Raw genomic sequence first — 14,563 nt, 5'->3', positions numbered from 1 at the left:
CTCGCCGACCTGCCGGACGGCACCAGCCAGATCGGCAAAGCCACCAACCTCGCCGCCGACATGGCGAATCAGCTTCTGGCCGCCGTCGCCACCAACCCGCTGCTGCGGATCGAAGGCGCGGTGCTCGATCCCTCCCGGCTGTTCTTCGGGCCGGATCATGACAAGACCCGGATCTCGGTCGTCAACCTGTCGGGCCTCGCCTCGGAGGCGGCGCGGGAGGATTTCGTCAACCGGCTCCAGATGGCGCTGTTCGGCTGGATCAAGACCAACCCCTCGCCCCGGGGCCTGCTCTACGTCGTCGACGAGGCGCAGACCTTCCTGCCCTCGGGGCGCACGCCGCCGAGCCTCGGCAGCGGCATCAAGCTGGTGGCGCAGGGGCGTAAATACGGCCTCGGGATGATCGTGGCGACGCAGGTGCCGCGGGGCATTCACAACCAGGTCGTGTCGAACTGCACGACGCAGTTCTTCGGCCGACAGAGCGCCCCGGCCACCATCGCGGCGGCCCAGGAGATCATGGCGGCGAGCGGCGGGGCGGCGCCCGATATCGGCCGGCTCGGGGCGGGCGAGTTCTACTTCGCCACCGAAGGGTCGGGGCGCCCGGCCAAGCTGCGCACCCCGCTCTGCCTCAGCCACCACCCGGCGAACCCGCCGACGCCCGAGCAGGTGATCGCCCGGGCCCGGCGGTCCGCCCCGTAAGATGGCCGGCGCTCGCGAGCGCCGGCCTAAGCAGATTTCGCCGAAGTGGTCACCGGTTCGGCGGCAAAAATCTGCGACCAAACAGAACCTAAGCCGACGAAGCGTTGGCCTGCCAACGCAAGTCTGCTTAGCCCGGCCCACCCCGGGCAGGACCCTCGCGCCGAAGATGGTTGTCCTCTCGCTCGCGGATCTCGGCGCCGTCCTCTCCGGGGGCGGCCCTCCGAACGAGAAGAATCTTCCACAGGCCGCATCAGGGCCGGCCTCGCGGCGCTGACCCAACGGCCGCTGTCGCTGATCGTGCCGCAACTGCTTGCAATCAAGGCGGAAATCAGGATATGGACTGATCCTGGAAAAGTGTTTCCTGCCAATGACCGCGTATGGATGCTGCCGATCTCACATCCTGTTCCGATATCTTCCGGCGCACCATCGAGGATTATGGACTTGCGGGAGGCTGGCACTGGACGTTCGCGCCGGATGAGCAGCGCTGGTCGCCGGGCTTCTTCCGGCTCCTCGGCCTGGACCCGGCCGTCGCGACCCCGCGCTACGATCTCTTCGTCGCCCTGGTGCATCCCGGCGACCGCGCGCTTCTGGCGAGCCCGGGAGAGATCGTGCAGGGCCACGTCTCGCCGAGCGCGACGGTCCGGCTGATCCGGCCGGGCGGAGAGCTGCGCGTCCTCTCGGTCCTGTCCGAATTGCGCGTCTCGCCGGACGGGCGGCCGCTCGCCGTGAGCGGCGTCGCCCTCGACGTCACCGACCGCGAGCGGCTGCGGCACATGCAGGCCGCCGAGCAGCGGCGGCGCCAGGCGCTCTACCTGACCTCCTACACGGCGACCTATTCCCTCGGCCCCGACCTCGTTCATCATTTTCCCGCCGAGGTGGCGCAGGTGCATGGGCTGTCCCTGGAGGAAATCCAGGTCGATCCGTTCCTCATGCTCGTGCCGGACGAGCGCGCGGCCTACCGGGACCGGGGCTGGGAGATGTACGAGCGCCACATGCGCTTCCAGGGCACCCCGCGCGAGCGCCTCGCCAGCGGCGAGGTGATCCGGTTCCGCCTCGTCGGCGTCCCGGTCTGGAGCGCGGCCGGCGAGTATCGCGGCTGGACCGGCATGAAGTATCCGGTCCACGAATCCGGCGCGCCCGCGGGCCGCCTCGACACCCCGGAGGATCCGAGCCTCCAGCGCGCCCTCGAACAGGCCGTGCGGGGCCATCACCTGCGGGCGGCGCGCGGCCTGCTCGACTGGTCGATGGCGAGGCTCGCCGAGGCCGCCGGCCTGTCGCTCTCGACGGTGCGGCGCCTCGAGGACAACATCGAGGCCCAGGGGGCCCGCTCGCGCTTCAAGGCCGTGACCGCGCTTCGCCGGGCGGGAATCCGCTTCGTTGCGATGGATGATGGGACGATCGCGGTGGCCAAGCTCTGATGACGCGCGTCGCATCCCGGAGGATCCCGGTCCGGCGGTCCTCCGGGCGGTGGGCCTTGGCCGTCCCGGCTGGGACCTCCTCGCCGGCCGGTCGACCGAAGGGGCACGGCTCCTGTCCCGGGCAATCTCAGTCTCGGTGTCGACGCAATTTCTCTCAACGGCCCAAGATGCTGACGCATCGGGCCGTTGACTCATCTCGCATTGTCAACGTCAAACTTAGAAGCCCGGGACCTTGGTCTTGGCAAAAATTCGAGAACAGAACCAAAGGTCGCTCGCAACGACCGTCGGTATTATAGTTTGGATCTGCCGTACATGGATGCCGCCGACCTTCCGTCCTGTTCCGACATCTTCCTGCGTGCGATCGAGGACGGCGGGTTTGTCGGGAACTGGTCCTGGCTGCTCACATCGGACGAGCAGCGCTGGTCGTTGGGCTTCTTCCGTCTCCTCGGCCTGGATCCGTCGATCGTGACCGCCGGCTACGATCTCTTCATCTCCCTGCTGCATCCCGATGACCGCGAACGGCTGGCGAGCCCGCATGAGATCCTGCGAGGCCACATCTGGCCGAGCGCGACGGTCCGGTTGATCCGGCCGAGCGGGGAGTTGCGCGTGCTCTCGGTCCTGTCCGAGCTGCGCGTCTCGCCGGAGGGGCGGCCGCTCGCCGCGAGCGGCGTCGCCCTCGACGTCACCGACCGCGAGCGGCTGCGGCAAGCCCTGATCGCCGAGAACCGGCGGCGGCAGTCGCTCTATCTGACCACCTACGCGACGACCTACGCGGTGGGGACGAACGGGACGCACGAATTCCCCAGCGAGATGGCGCAGGTGCACGGCCTCGCCTTGCAGGAGATCAGCCAGAATCCCTTCGTGATGATCATCCCCGAGGAGCGCGTGGGCTTTCGCGACCGGGCCATCGGCTCTCTCACGCCGCATGTGCGCTTCCAGGGCACGGCGCGCGAGCGGCTGGCCAATGGTGAGATCTGGCAGTTCCGCATCATCGGCGTGCCGCTCTGGGACGAGGCGGGACGCTACAGGGGCCGGGCCGGGATCAAGTACCCGGTCCATGCCTCGGGATCGGCCGTTCACGCGACCGACGTTCCCGCCGACAAACAGATCCGGCGTGCCCTCGAGCAGACGGTCCGGGGGGAGCACCTCCGGGCGGCCCGTGGCCTGCTCGACTGGTCGCGCGGGACTCTCGCCGAGGCGAGCGGCCTGTCGCTCTCGACGGTGCGGCGTCTTGAGGAGGATGCCGAACGCCTTGGCGCGCGCTCGCGCCACAAAGCCGTGGATGCCCTGCGGCGGGCCGGCATCCGCTTCCTTGCGATGGATAACGGGATCCTGGCGGTAGCGAGGACCTGACGGCGGCGCGGGCGGCCCGCGCCGCCGGGGCCGGGGCCTCAGCGGGCCCGGTTGACCGGGCTCGTCGCCGCGGCATTGCCGCCGCTGTGGCTCGGCAGGTCGTCGGTGCGGGCTGCGGCCCCCGGGGCGGCCGGCATCACGGTGCCGGTGGCAGCGGGCCCATCACGGCCCGGCATGCCCTTCTCGGCGTTGCTCTTCACGCTGGCCGGATTGTTCATGTTGTTCTCGGCCGAGCCGGGGACGCCGGTCTGGGCCAGGGCGGTGCCGGTCAGGGCGATGGTCGCCGCGAGGGCGAGGATCGTCTTGCGCATGGGATGTTCCGTTTCCGAGGTTGCCGGGTCCAACGCGCGTCCGCTCGGCCAAGATCCCGCCTGTCCCGACGATCCGCCCGGTCTCCCAGGCTTCCACGGGGACCGGCTTGCCGGCATGCGAGCAAGTTCCTATTTTGTTCTCGTCCGGGCACGGATGAGCAGGGAGGATGGCGATGCAGCAGGCAGCGGAGCGCGACGAGGACGGGGGCGAGACCGCGCGCATCGAGCACGCGGCCTGGGTCGCCGCGATGATCGAGGCCGAGCGCGAGCGTGCACTCGATGCCTGGCTCGCCCGCGAGGCCGGATTCTGATCGGGCAAGGTTCCGATCGGGCAAGGTTCTGATCGGGCAAGGCGCCGACTGAGGCAACAAGGCACCGACTGGGGCAAGGCTGCGCATTTCGGAGACAGGGACCGCCCTGATTTTCCTCAGGCTTTGCCCTTGCGTCCCGGCCCCGGCACAGTATCGTTTGCCTACGAACGAGTTTGCATTCCGGCGGCGGACGTCGCGCCGGGATCGGCCGGAGGTTCGCGCCATGTCGACACGCGACGAGACGTTTCGTCCCCTGTCCCGCCGCACCGTCCTGGGTGGGCTCGCGGCGGCACCACTCGGTCTCGCCGCCTCCCGGGCGGCCGCGCAAGGCTCGGGGCCGATCCGGATCGGCGAGCTGAATTCCTATGGCCGCATGGCCGCCTTCGCGGTGCCCTACCGCAACGCCATGCAGCTCGCGCAGGACGCCGTCAACAAGGCCGGCGGCATCAAGGCCCTCGGCGGGCGCCCGATCGAGATCGTGTTTCGCGATGACGGCTCGACCCCGGGCGACGCGACCCGGGTCGCCGAGGAGCTTCTGACCCGCGAGAACGTCGCCTTCCTGTGCGGCACCTTCCTGTCCAACGTCGGCCTCGCGGTGGCGGATTTCGCCAACCAGCGCAAGGCGCTGTTCCTCGCCACCGAGCCGCTGACCGACGCGCTCACCATGGGCAGCGGCAACCGCTACACCTTCCGGGTGCGGCCCAACACCTACATGCAGACGCGCATGCTGGTGGACGCCGTCAAGGACAGCGGCGTCAAGCGCTGGGCGATCGTCGCGCCGAACTACGAGTACGGCCAGTCGGCGGCGGCCAACTTCAAGCGCCTGATGGCGGCGGCAGTGCCCGGCTTCGAGGTGGTGGGCGAGCAGTTCCCGGCTCTCGGCAAGGTCGATGCCGGCGCCACCGTCGGCGCCCTGTCGCAGATGAAGGCCGACGGCCTGTTCAACGTCCTGTTCGGCGCCGACCTCACCGCCTTCGTGCGCGAGGGCAACACCCGCGGGTTGTTCGAGAAGCGCAAGGTCGCGAGCCTGCTCACCGGCGAGCCCGAATACATGATCCCGCTCGGCGACGAGACGCCGGAGGGCTGGGTCACCACCGGCTATCCGTGGGAAACGATCGACACCAACGGCCACAAGGAATTCGTGGCCGCCTACCGGGCCCGGTTCAACGACACGCCGCGCCTCGGCTCGCTGCTCGGCACCGTCGTCGTCGGCATGATCCGTGACATGCTGGAGAAGGCGGGCTCGACCGAGACCGAGGCGATGATTTCGGCGCTGGAAGGTCTGACCTCCCAGACCATCGCCGGGCCGGTGACGATGCGGGCGCTCGACCACCAATCGACGCTGGGGGCCTGGGTGGGCGAGACGGCGCTCGCCGGCCGCCAGGGCACGATGAAAAATGTCCGCTACGCCGACGGGGCGAACTACATGTTCCCCGAGGCCGAGGTGAAGGCGGCCCGCAAGGTCTGACCCCCGAGAGCCCCATCCCCGGCGCCGGCGCGGAGGCCCCATGGACCCGTCCTTCCTCGTCCTCCAGTCCCTCTCCGGCCTCGCCAGCGCCGCGTCGCTGTTCGTGATCGCCTCCGGGCTGACGATCGTGTTCGGCGTCACCCGGATCGTGAACTTCGCCCACGGCTCGTTCTACATGCTGGGGGCCTATATCGCGGTCACGCTCGTGCCGCGGCTCCTCGACCTGTCCTATTCCCCCGCCACGTTCTTCCTCGGGGTGCTGCTCTCCGCCCTCCTCGTCGGGCTGATCGGCGTCGCGGTCGAAGTCTTGCTCCTGCGCCGCCTCTATCGGGTGCCGGAACTGTTCCAGCTTCTCGCCACCTTCGGCGTCGTGCTGATCGTCGAGGACCTGGTGCTCAAGGTCTGGGGCCCGGTCGATCTCGCGGGTCCCCGCGCGCCCTCGCTCCGCCACGGCGTCGAGATCTTAGGGCAGCGCTTTCCCGCCTACGAACTCGTCCTGATCGCCGTCGGCCCGCTGGTGCTCGGCCTGCTCTGGCTCCTGATGCATCGCACCCGCTTCGGCGTGCTGATCCGGGCCGCGACCCAGGATCGCGAGATGGTCGGGGCGCTGGGCGTCAACCAGGCCCGGCTCTTCACCCTGACGCTGTTTCTCGGTGCCAGCCTCGCCGGCTTGGGCGGCGCGCTCCAGATCCCGCGCATCCCCGCCAACGCCCACATGGACCTCTCGGTCATCACCGACGCCTTCGTGGTCACGGTGATCGGCGGCATGGGCTCGGTGCCGGGCGCCTTCGTGGCCGCCTTGATCATCGGTCAGCTCCAGGCGTTCGGCATCCTGATCTTTCCGAAGGTGACCCTGGTCCTCGTCTTCGCCCTGATGGCGGTGGTGCTGGTGGTCAAGCCCTGGGGCCTGTTCGGCCGGCCCGAGGCCGCGTCCGGCCGGGTGATGCCGCCGGAGGGCATTCCCGCCTTGCGCCGCTTCCGCCCGGCAGAGACCGCCCTGGCCGGCCTCGCGGTGCTGGCGCTCCTCGCCGTGCCGCTCGTCGGCGACGCCTACAAGGTGAAGGTCGCGACCGAGATCCTGATCTTCGCGCTCGCCGCCTTCTCGCTGCAATTCCTGGTCGGGGTCGGCGGGCTCGTCTCGTTCGGGCATGCAGCCTATTTCGGCTTGGGCGCCTACGCGGCCGGGCTCCTCGTCACCGGGCCGTTCAAGGCGCCGATGGAATTGGCGCTGGTCGCCGCGCCCCTGGCGGCGGCGGCGGGCGCCGCCCTGTTCGGCTTCTTCATCGTCCGGCTGTCGGGCATCTACCTCGCGATGCTGACGCTCGCCTTCGGGCAGATCGTCTACGCCATCTGCTTCCAGTGGGTCGAGGTGACGGGGGGCGACAACGGCGTCGTCGGGGTCTGGCCCTCGTCCTGGGCGGCGGGCCGCACCACCTACTTCTATCTCGTCGCCGCCCTGTGCCTGACCGCGATCGTGCTGTTGCGCCGGGTGATCTACGCGCCCTTCGGCTACAGCTTACGGGCGGCGCGCGATTCCGCCACCCGCGCCGAGGCGATCGGCCTCGACGTCCGCACCCATCGCTGGCTCGCCTTCACCCTCGCGGGCGCGGCGGCCGGGCTCGCCGGCGGGCTCTACGCCTTCATGAAGGGCTCGATCGACCCGACGCTGACCGGCATCCCGCTCTCGATCGACTTCCTGGTGATGGTGCTGGTCGGCGGCATCCAGACCGTGATGGGGCCGCTCGTCGGCGCCGCCTTCTTCCACGCGCTGAAGGACGCGGTGATGCCGCTGACCGAGTTCTGGCGCCTGCTGCTCGGCCTCGCCATCATCGCGACGGTGCTCGCCTTCCCGCGCGGGCTCGCCGGGGCGGCCGAGGCCCTGCGGAGCCGCCGCGCCGCAGCCCCCAAACCCGTGGAGGCTTCGGCATGACGCTCCTCGTCGTCGAGGGCCTGACCAAGCGCTTCGGCGGCGTCGCCGCCGCCCGGGACGTGTCGTTCACGCTGGAGGCCGGCGAGATGCTGGCGATCATCGGGCCGAACGGGGCCGGCAAATCCACCACCTTCAACATGGTGGGCGGGCAGCTGAAGCCCGATTCCGGCTCCATCAGCCTCGACGGCGCCTCGATCGCCGGATTGCCGGCGCGGACGATCGGGAAGGCGGGGGTCGGGCGCACCTTCCAGGTCGCCCAGACCTTCGTGTCGATGACGGTGGCCGAGAACGTCCAGATGGCGCTGCTCTCGCATCACGGCCGCTCGCGCGGCCTGTTCCGGGATGCAAGCGCCCTCTACCGCGACGAGGCGCTCTCCCTCCTTGCCAGGGTCGGGATGCGCAACGACGCCGACCGCTCGGTCTCGGAACTCGCCTATGGCGACGTGAAGCGGGTGGAACTGGCGGTGGCCCTCGCCTCGCGGCCCAAGCTCCTGCTGATGGACGAGCCCACCGCCGGCATGGCGCCGCGGGAGCGCTCGGGGCTGATGGCGCTCACGGCGGATGTGGCGCGCACGAACCGCATCGGCGTTCTGTACACCGAGCACGACATGGAAGCGGTCTTCGCCCATGCCGACCGGGTGCTGGTGCTGGTGCGCGGCGAGATCATCGCCGCCGGCAGCCCGGAGGAGATCCGGGCCAACCCGCGGGTGAAGCAGGTCTATCTCGGCGAGGCCGGGACCGAGGCGGCGATGCGCGCCCGCCGCAAGGCGGTGGCGTGATGGATAAGCCCCTCCTCGACGTCTCGGGCCTCACCGCGGCCTATGGCCGGGCCCAGGTGCTGTTCGGCGTCACGCTGCGGCTCCGCCCCGGCGAGGTCGTGGCCCTGATGGGCCGCAACGGCGCCGGGAAGTCGACGACGCTGAAGGCGATCATGGGCGTGCTGCCGCCGACCGGCGGCACGGTGTGGTTCGAGGGCCGGGCGGTCACCGGCTGGGAGCCGTTCCGCGTCGCCCGCCTCGGCCTCGGCTACGTGCCGGAGGAGCGGCGCATCTTCACCGACCTGACGGTGATGGAGAACCTGGAGGTCGGCCGCAAGGTCCCGGCCGATGGCCGCGCCGCCTGGACGCCGGACAGGCTGTTTTCGATCTTTCCCAACCTCGCCGAGATGCGGGGACGCCGCGCCGCCGCGATGTCGGGCGGCGAGCAGCAGATGCTCACCATCGCCCGCACCCTGATGGGCAATCCCCACGCGGTTTTGCTCGACGAGCCGTCGGAGGGGCTGGCTCCGGTCATCGTCGAGCAGATGGCGGATGCGGTGCTCAGGATGAAGCGCGAGGGCATCGCGGTTCTGCTCTCGGAGCAAAACTTGAGCTTCGCGGGTGCGGTCTCGGACCGGGCCTACGTGATCGAGAAGGGCGCGATCCATTTCGAGGGGACGATGGCGGCCTTGGAGGCGGACGAGGCGGTGCGGGAGGCGTACCTGACAGTGTGAGAACCGTCCTCCGGAGATGGCAGGGGATCCCCTCTCCCGTGTGGAAGAGGGGAGAGAGGGCGAATGTCCCCCCGCGGGGACACGGATGACGGACCAGGACAGTCACCCAACAAAACTGTTCGTAGACGAATGATCGAGGTGTGACGTGAGACGCATGGCGGGCATCGATGTCGGCGGCACCTTCACCGACCTTCTCCTGACGGAGGCGGATTCGTCCGGCGTGCGGGTGCGCCTCGCCAAGGTCCCGACGACGATCCGCAACCAGGCCGAAGGCGTGCTGGCGGCGATCCGTGCCGCCGAGGTCGCGCCGGCCGACCTCGACCTCGTCATCCACGGCACCACCGCCACCACCAACGCGGTGCTGGAGCGCAAGACCGCCAAGGTCGGGCTCATCACCACGGCGGGCTTCCGCGACGTGCTCGAACTCGGGCGCCGCACCCGTCCCAAACCCTACGGGCTGTTCGGCACCTTCGAGCCGCTGATCCCGCGCGAATGGCGCCGGGAGGTGCCGGAGCGCGTCATGGCGGACGGCGCGGTGCATACGCCCCTCGACGAGGGGGCCGTGGCGGAGGCGGTCCGCGCCCTCCTGGCGGAGGGCTGCGAGGCCCTGGTGATCCACTTCCTGCACGCCTACGCCAACCCGGAGCACGAGCTGCGCGCCGGCGCCATCGCCCGCGAACTCTGGCCGAATCCTTACGTCACTCTCGGCCACGCGCTCCTCTCGGAGTTCCGCGAATACGAGCGCGGCACCACCGCGTCGGTCAACGCCGCGGTGCAGCCGATCCTCGACCGCTACATCCGGCGCCTCCAGGATGACCTGCGTGCCCAAGGCTTCGCCCGCGACCTGCTGGTCATGAACGGCAATGGCGGCACCGTTCCGGCGGGGCTGGTGGTGGAGGCGGCGGCCAAGACCGTGATGTCGGGCCCCGCCTCCGGAGTGATGGCGGCGGCCGCTACCCTGGCCCAGTCGGGGCTCACGAATGCCATCACGTATGACATGGGCGGCACCTCGACCGACGTGGCGCTGATCGCCGGCGGCGTGCCGGAGGTGTCGGCGGAGCTGACCATCGATTACGGGTTGCCGATCCACCTGCCGATGGTCGACGTCCACACGGTCGGCGCCGGCGGCGGCTCGATCGCCTCGGTCAACCGGGCCGGCATGCTCCAGGTCGGCCCCGAGAGCGCCGGCTCCGAGCCCGGCCCGATCGGCTACGGCCGCGGCGGCACCCGGCCGACCATCACCGATGCCAACCTGGTGCTGGGCCGTCTCGATCCGGCAAGGCTCACCGCGGTGCGGGCCGGTGTTTCGCTCGACGCGATCCGGGACGCCTTCGCCCGCGACCTCGCCGGGCCCCTCGGCCTGAGCGTCGAGGAAGCCGCCGAGGCGGTGATCCGGCTCGGCAACGTCCACATGACCGGCGCCATCCGCATGGTGTCGCTGTCGCGCGGCTACGACCCGCGCGACTTCGTGCTGTTCGCCTTCGGCGGCGCCGGGCCGCTCCATGCCGTGGCGCTCGCCCGCGAATTGGGGATTCCCGAGGTGCTGGTCCCGGCCCGGCCCGGCCTCACCAACGCGCTCGGCTGCCTCGTCGCGGATCTCCGCCAGGACCGGGTCCGCACGCTGAACCGCCCCCTCGACGGGCTCGACATGGCGGACCTTCGCGGCGTGCTGGAGGAGCAGGCGGCCGACGCCCTCGCGATGGTGGCCGAAGAGCAGGCCGAGATCGAGGAGACCACCATCCTGTACGGGGCCGACATGCAGTTCCGCGGCCAGACCCACCTGATCCGCGTCGCCCTGCCCTCCCGGGAGATCGACCGCGCGACGCTGCAAGACCTGTTCGAGACGGCGTATTTCCGCCGCTTCCAGGTCCGGCTGCCGGAGATCCGGGCGGTGGTGGTCAACCTCGTCACCTCGGTGATCGGGCGGCGCACGCCCTTCCCGCTCGCCGCGCTGATCGATGACGCCGGCCGCACCGATCTGGCGGGCGCCCGCCTCGGCACGCGCCCGGTCTATGCCGGCGGCGCCTGGCACGAGGCCGCGATCTATGCCCGCGAGGCCCTGCCGCTCGGCGCCGAGATCGTCGGGCCGGCGGTGATCCAGCAGATCGACGCCACGACGGTGATCGAGCCCGGCGCGACCGCGCAGGTCGACGCCATCGGCAACCTGAGGATCCGGGTATGACGAGTCTCGACGCCCTCACCCTGGCGGTGATCCAGGCCGGGTTGCAGCAGGTCTGCAACGAGATGGACATCGCCTTCTCACGCTCGGCCTTCTCGCCGGTCATCGCCGAGGCCGACGACCGCTCGGACGGGATCTACGACCGCGACACCGGCGCGCTGATCGCGCAAGGGGAATACGGCCTACCGGTCTTCGTCGGGACGATGCAGTACTCGACCGGAGAGCTGATCCGGCTGATCCGCGAGGGCAAGGTCGGGGCGCCGGAGCCCGGCGACATCTACATCGTCAACGATCCCTATCTCGGCGGCACGCACCTGATGGACGTGCGGTTCGTGAAACCGGTCTTCGTCGACGGCGCCCTGTTCTGCTGGCTCCAGAATACCGGCCACTGGCCCGATATCGGCGGCATGGTGCCGGGCGGCTTCTCGGCCCACGCGACGGAGGTCGAGCAGGAGGGGTTGCGCCTGCCGCCGGTCAAGCTGTTCAAGCGCGGCGCGATGGATCCCGAGATTTTTTCCATCATCGCCTCGAACATCCGCGTCGCCGACCAGCGCATCGGCGACATCAAGGCGCAAGCCGCGGCGCTGATGGTCGGCGAGAGCCGGCTCTCCGACCTCCTCGCCAAGTACGGGCCTGAGACGCTCGACGCCGCGATCACGGAGATCCGCGCCCGCTCGGCCGAGCGGATGCGGGCCGAGATCCGCCAGATCCCGGACGGCACCTATACCTCGGAAGCCTTCGTCGATTCCGACGGCGTGGTGAACGAGCCCCTGCGGATCGCTCTCTCGATGACCAAGGCCGGGGACGGCCTCACCTTCGACTTTTCGGGCTCCTCCCCGCCCTGCCGCGGTCCGATGAACTCGGTGGTGGCGACGACCTATTCCTCGGTCTACCTCGCGGTGAAGCACGTCTTCCCGGACGTGCCGATCAATGCCGGCACCTTCGCGCCGCTGACGATCCATCGCCCCGAGGGCACCTTCCTCGATGCGCGCTATCCGAAGCCCGTCTCGGGCTGCGCCGCCGAGGTGAGCCAGCGCATCGCCGAGGCGGTGTTCCTGGCGCTCGTCCAGGCGATTCCTGAGCGTGTCACGGCGGCCCCCGCCGGCACGTCCGGCAACTTCGCCCTCGGCGGCTTCGATCCGGCCAAGAACGCGCCTTACGTGATGTACCAGATCACCGGGGGCGGCTATGGCGGCAATGCCGCCCATGACGGGCTGTCGAACGGCTGCTCGACCATCGGCATCTCGAAGACCGCGCCGGTCGAGGTGATGGAGCAATACTATCCCGTCCTCTTCCGCCGCTTCGCCCTGCGCGAGGGCTCGGGGGGAGCCGGCGCGCATCGCGGCGGGTTCGGCGTCCACTACGAGGTCGAGTTGCTGCGCGGCGAAGCCCGGGCCTCCTTCGTGATGGATCACGGCCGGTTCGGCCCGCCCGGCGTGCTCGGCGGCGGCGCCGGGGCGCCCAACGTGGTGCGGATCCACCGCGACGGCGAGACGATCACCCCGCTCCACCTGTCGAAGGACCAGAACATCGCCATCAAGGCCGGCGACCGGGTCGAGGTGATGACGCCAGGTGGCGGCGGCTACGGCGCGCCTGCGACCCGCGATCCCGCGCTCGTCGCCCGCGACCTGCGCCGCGGCTATTACCGGGACGACGAGGCCAAGGACCTGTGGGGGAGCCGATCATGAGCGCCGACAGCCTCTCCACCGAAGCCCGCTCCAAAAAGTTCGGCGCGGCGGAGGCCGACGGCATCGTGCGCTGCGATGCCTGCCCGGTCCTGTGCCGAATCCGGCCCGGCCGCTCCGGCGCCTGCTCGCGCTATGCCAACAAGGACGGCCACCTCGTTCGCACCGACCCGGTCGTGCTGCTGCACGATGCGGCGGAATCCGGCCAGAGGCTGGTGCCGTTCGGCGCGGCGGAATGGGACGGGCGGGTGCTCGATCCCTCGCGCACCTTCGTCACCGGCATCGGCGCCGGCACCACCTATCCGGACTACAAGCCCGCTCCCTTCATCGTGGCGAGCGAGCACGCGGGCGTCGAGACCGTCACGGTCGTGACCGAGGGCATCTTCAGCTATTGCGGCGTGAAGGTGAAGATCGACACCGACCGCCATCTCGGCCCGGAACGCGCCGCCGTGCGGGTCAACGGCGAGGAGGTCGGCCACGTCACCACCGCCGAGTACGGCTCGCAGATGCTGTCGGTCGGCGGGGTGCGCCATCTCACCGGCGGCTCGAAGAAGGAGGGCACCGTCACCTGCGACACGCTGCTGCGTCTCTGCGCGGGCGATGCCGTCACGATGACGATCGATGGCGGCCACGAGGTCGTGGTCCAGGCCGGCCAGGCCCCGATCGTCGACGGCGTGCCCGAACAGCGCATGCGGGTCGGCTGCGGCTCGGCGACGGTCGGCATCTTTGCGCGTCAATGGCTCGGGCACGCCGACGAGGTGATCGTGGTCGACGACCACATCACCGGCGTGCTGACCGAGCACCAGGCCGGCCGCGTGCTCGGCATGCGCCCGGCCGGGATCCGGGTGAAGGGCCGGCGCTCGACGCCCGGACGCTACTTCCAGGTCGCGAATCCCGGGATCGGCTGGGGCGGCACCGACATCGCCGATCCCCTGGCGATCATCCAGGCGATCGACCCCGCCACCGCTTGGCCGGGCCTGCGCCTGCTGATGACCTCGACCACCGGCGAGCACGCGCTCTGGCTCGTCCTCGACGAGACCCTGAAGCCCGTGCCGGCCGAGATGCCGGCACCGGTGCGCGGGGTGGTCGACCGCATCGGCGAGAATTGCGAGCCCTCGCTCTGCACGGTGCTGTTCATGGCCGGGGCCGGCGGCTCCTTGCGGGCCGGGGTCACCGAGAACCCGGTGCTGCTGACCCGCTCCGTCGCCGCCGGCGAGACGCGGGTGACGATGGGCGGCGCGCCGGTCACGGTCTGGCCCGGCGGCGGCATCACGGTGATGGCCGACGTGACGCGCCTGCCGAAGAACGCCTTCGGTTCGGTGCCGACGCCCGCGATCGTCGCGCCGATCGAGTTCACCCTGCCGCGGAACCTCTACGCGCGGCTCGGCGGGCATGACGGCGACGTGGTGGCGATGACGGATGTCCTGCGCGAGGTCGGGCCCGCCGCCCGGATCGATCCGTGGAATCCCGGTCATCCCTGGCCGGCAGGGGAGATCGCCGGAGGGCCGGCATGAACGCTCCGCACCGGCACGAGGCGCCCGCGCCCGAGATCGACGCCGAGGCCGTCCGCACCTACCAGGTCGAGGAGCAGATCGGCTACCTGATCCGGCGGGCGCACCAGCGCGCCTCGGCGATCTTCGAGACCGTGATGCGCGACTTCTCCGTCACGCCGGTGCAGTATGCCGTCCTCTGCAAGCTCCACGATCTCGGGCCGACCTCG

The 14,563-nt window shown here is 70.3% G+C and carries 12 protein-coding genes and 1 pseudogene; 12 read left to right on the top strand and 1 reads right to left on the bottom strand.

Translation table 11 applies throughout. The annotated features are described in order from the left end of the window. The 3 genes from VP06_RS37130 to VP06_RS09935 all read left to right on the top strand — a co-directional run. A partial coding sequence (locus tag VP06_RS37130) for an ATP-binding protein (protein WP_048463614.1) occupies positions 1-696 on the top strand: 696 nt, incomplete at its 5' end. Positions 697-1,073: 377 nt separating this feature from the next. Continuing rightward, positions 1,074-2,114, top strand: a complete 1,041-nt coding sequence (locus VP06_RS09940) for a helix-turn-helix domain-containing protein (protein WP_048463613.1) — start codon at positions 1,074-1,076, stop codon at positions 2,112-2,114. A gap of 312 nt (positions 2,115-2,426) precedes the next feature. Further along, positions 2,427-3,467 (top strand): PAS domain-containing protein, encoded by a 1,041-nt coding sequence (locus VP06_RS09935; protein WP_063928371.1) that lies wholly within the window; start codon positions 2,427-2,429, stop codon positions 3,465-3,467. 38 nt (positions 3,468-3,505) lie between these two features. Here VP06_RS09935 and VP06_RS09930 read toward each other — a convergent pair whose 3' ends face one another. Further along, entirely contained in the window at positions 3,506-3,778 is a 273-nt protein-coding gene (locus tag VP06_RS09930; protein WP_048463612.1) for a hypothetical protein, read from the bottom strand. Positions 3,779-3,951: 173 nt separating this feature from the next. On the opposite strand from VP06_RS09930, the gene VP06_RS36175 reads away from it, so the two are divergent. The 9 genes and pseudogenes from VP06_RS36175 to VP06_RS09890 form a co-directional block, all read left to right on the top strand. Beyond that, the gene (locus VP06_RS36175; protein ID WP_156295524.1) at positions 3,952-4,089 is read left to right on the top strand and encodes a hypothetical protein; all 138 of its coding nucleotides are present in this window, start codon (positions 3,952-3,954) and stop codon (positions 4,087-4,089) included. A 223-nt stretch (positions 4,090-4,312) separates the two neighbouring features. Beyond that, positions 4,313-5,557 carry an ABC transporter substrate-binding protein gene (locus VP06_RS09925; RefSeq protein ID WP_048463611.1) on the top strand — a complete coding sequence of 415 codons (1,245 nt, stop codon included), beginning with the start codon at positions 4,313-4,315 and terminating at the stop codon, positions 5,555-5,557. Between the two features lie 40 nt (positions 5,558-5,597). Next, the gene (locus VP06_RS09920) at positions 5,598-7,487 is read left to right on the top strand and encodes an ABC transporter permease (protein ID WP_048463610.1); all 1,890 of its coding nucleotides are present in this window, start codon (positions 5,598-5,600) and stop codon (positions 7,485-7,487) included. Further along, complete coding sequence (locus VP06_RS09915; protein WP_048463609.1) at positions 7,484-8,266, top strand: ABC transporter ATP-binding protein; 783 nt, start codon at positions 7,484-7,486, stop codon at positions 8,264-8,266. Before VP06_RS09920 ends, VP06_RS09915 begins: the two co-directional genes overlap by 4 nt. Beyond that, positions 8,266-8,979 (top strand): ABC transporter ATP-binding protein, encoded by a 714-nt coding sequence (locus VP06_RS09910; RefSeq protein ID WP_048463608.1) that lies wholly within the window; start codon positions 8,266-8,268, stop codon positions 8,977-8,979. The genes VP06_RS09915 and VP06_RS09910 overlap by 1 nt, the downstream gene beginning before the upstream one ends. Before the next feature lie 154 nt (positions 8,980-9,133). Then, the gene (locus tag VP06_RS09905) at positions 9,134-11,161 is read left to right on the top strand and encodes a hydantoinase/oxoprolinase family protein (protein WP_048463607.1); all 2,028 of its coding nucleotides are present in this window, start codon (positions 9,134-9,136) and stop codon (positions 11,159-11,161) included. Beyond that, positions 11,158-12,846 (top strand): hydantoinase B/oxoprolinase family protein, encoded by a 1,689-nt coding sequence (locus VP06_RS09900; protein WP_048463606.1) that lies wholly within the window; start codon positions 11,158-11,160, stop codon positions 12,844-12,846. The genes VP06_RS09905 and VP06_RS09900 overlap by 4 nt, the downstream gene beginning before the upstream one ends. Beyond that, positions 12,843-14,357, top strand: a complete 1,515-nt coding sequence (locus VP06_RS09895) for a 6-hydroxynicotinate reductase (protein WP_048463616.1) — start codon at positions 12,843-12,845, stop codon at positions 14,355-14,357. The genes VP06_RS09900 and VP06_RS09895 overlap by 4 nt, the downstream gene beginning before the upstream one ends. After that, a pseudogene (locus VP06_RS09890) lies at positions 14,354-14,563 on the top strand (MarR family winged helix-turn-helix transcriptional regulator); the annotation flags it as partial. The gene VP06_RS09895 and the pseudogene VP06_RS09890, both read left to right, overlap by 4 nt.

Origin of the sequence: Methylobacterium aquaticum (assembly GCF_001043915.1) — a bacterium.
GTDB classification, from domain to species: Bacteria; Pseudomonadota; Alphaproteobacteria; order Rhizobiales; family Beijerinckiaceae; genus Methylobacterium; species Methylobacterium aquaticum.
This window is presented reverse-complemented; position numbering and strand designations above follow the sequence as displayed.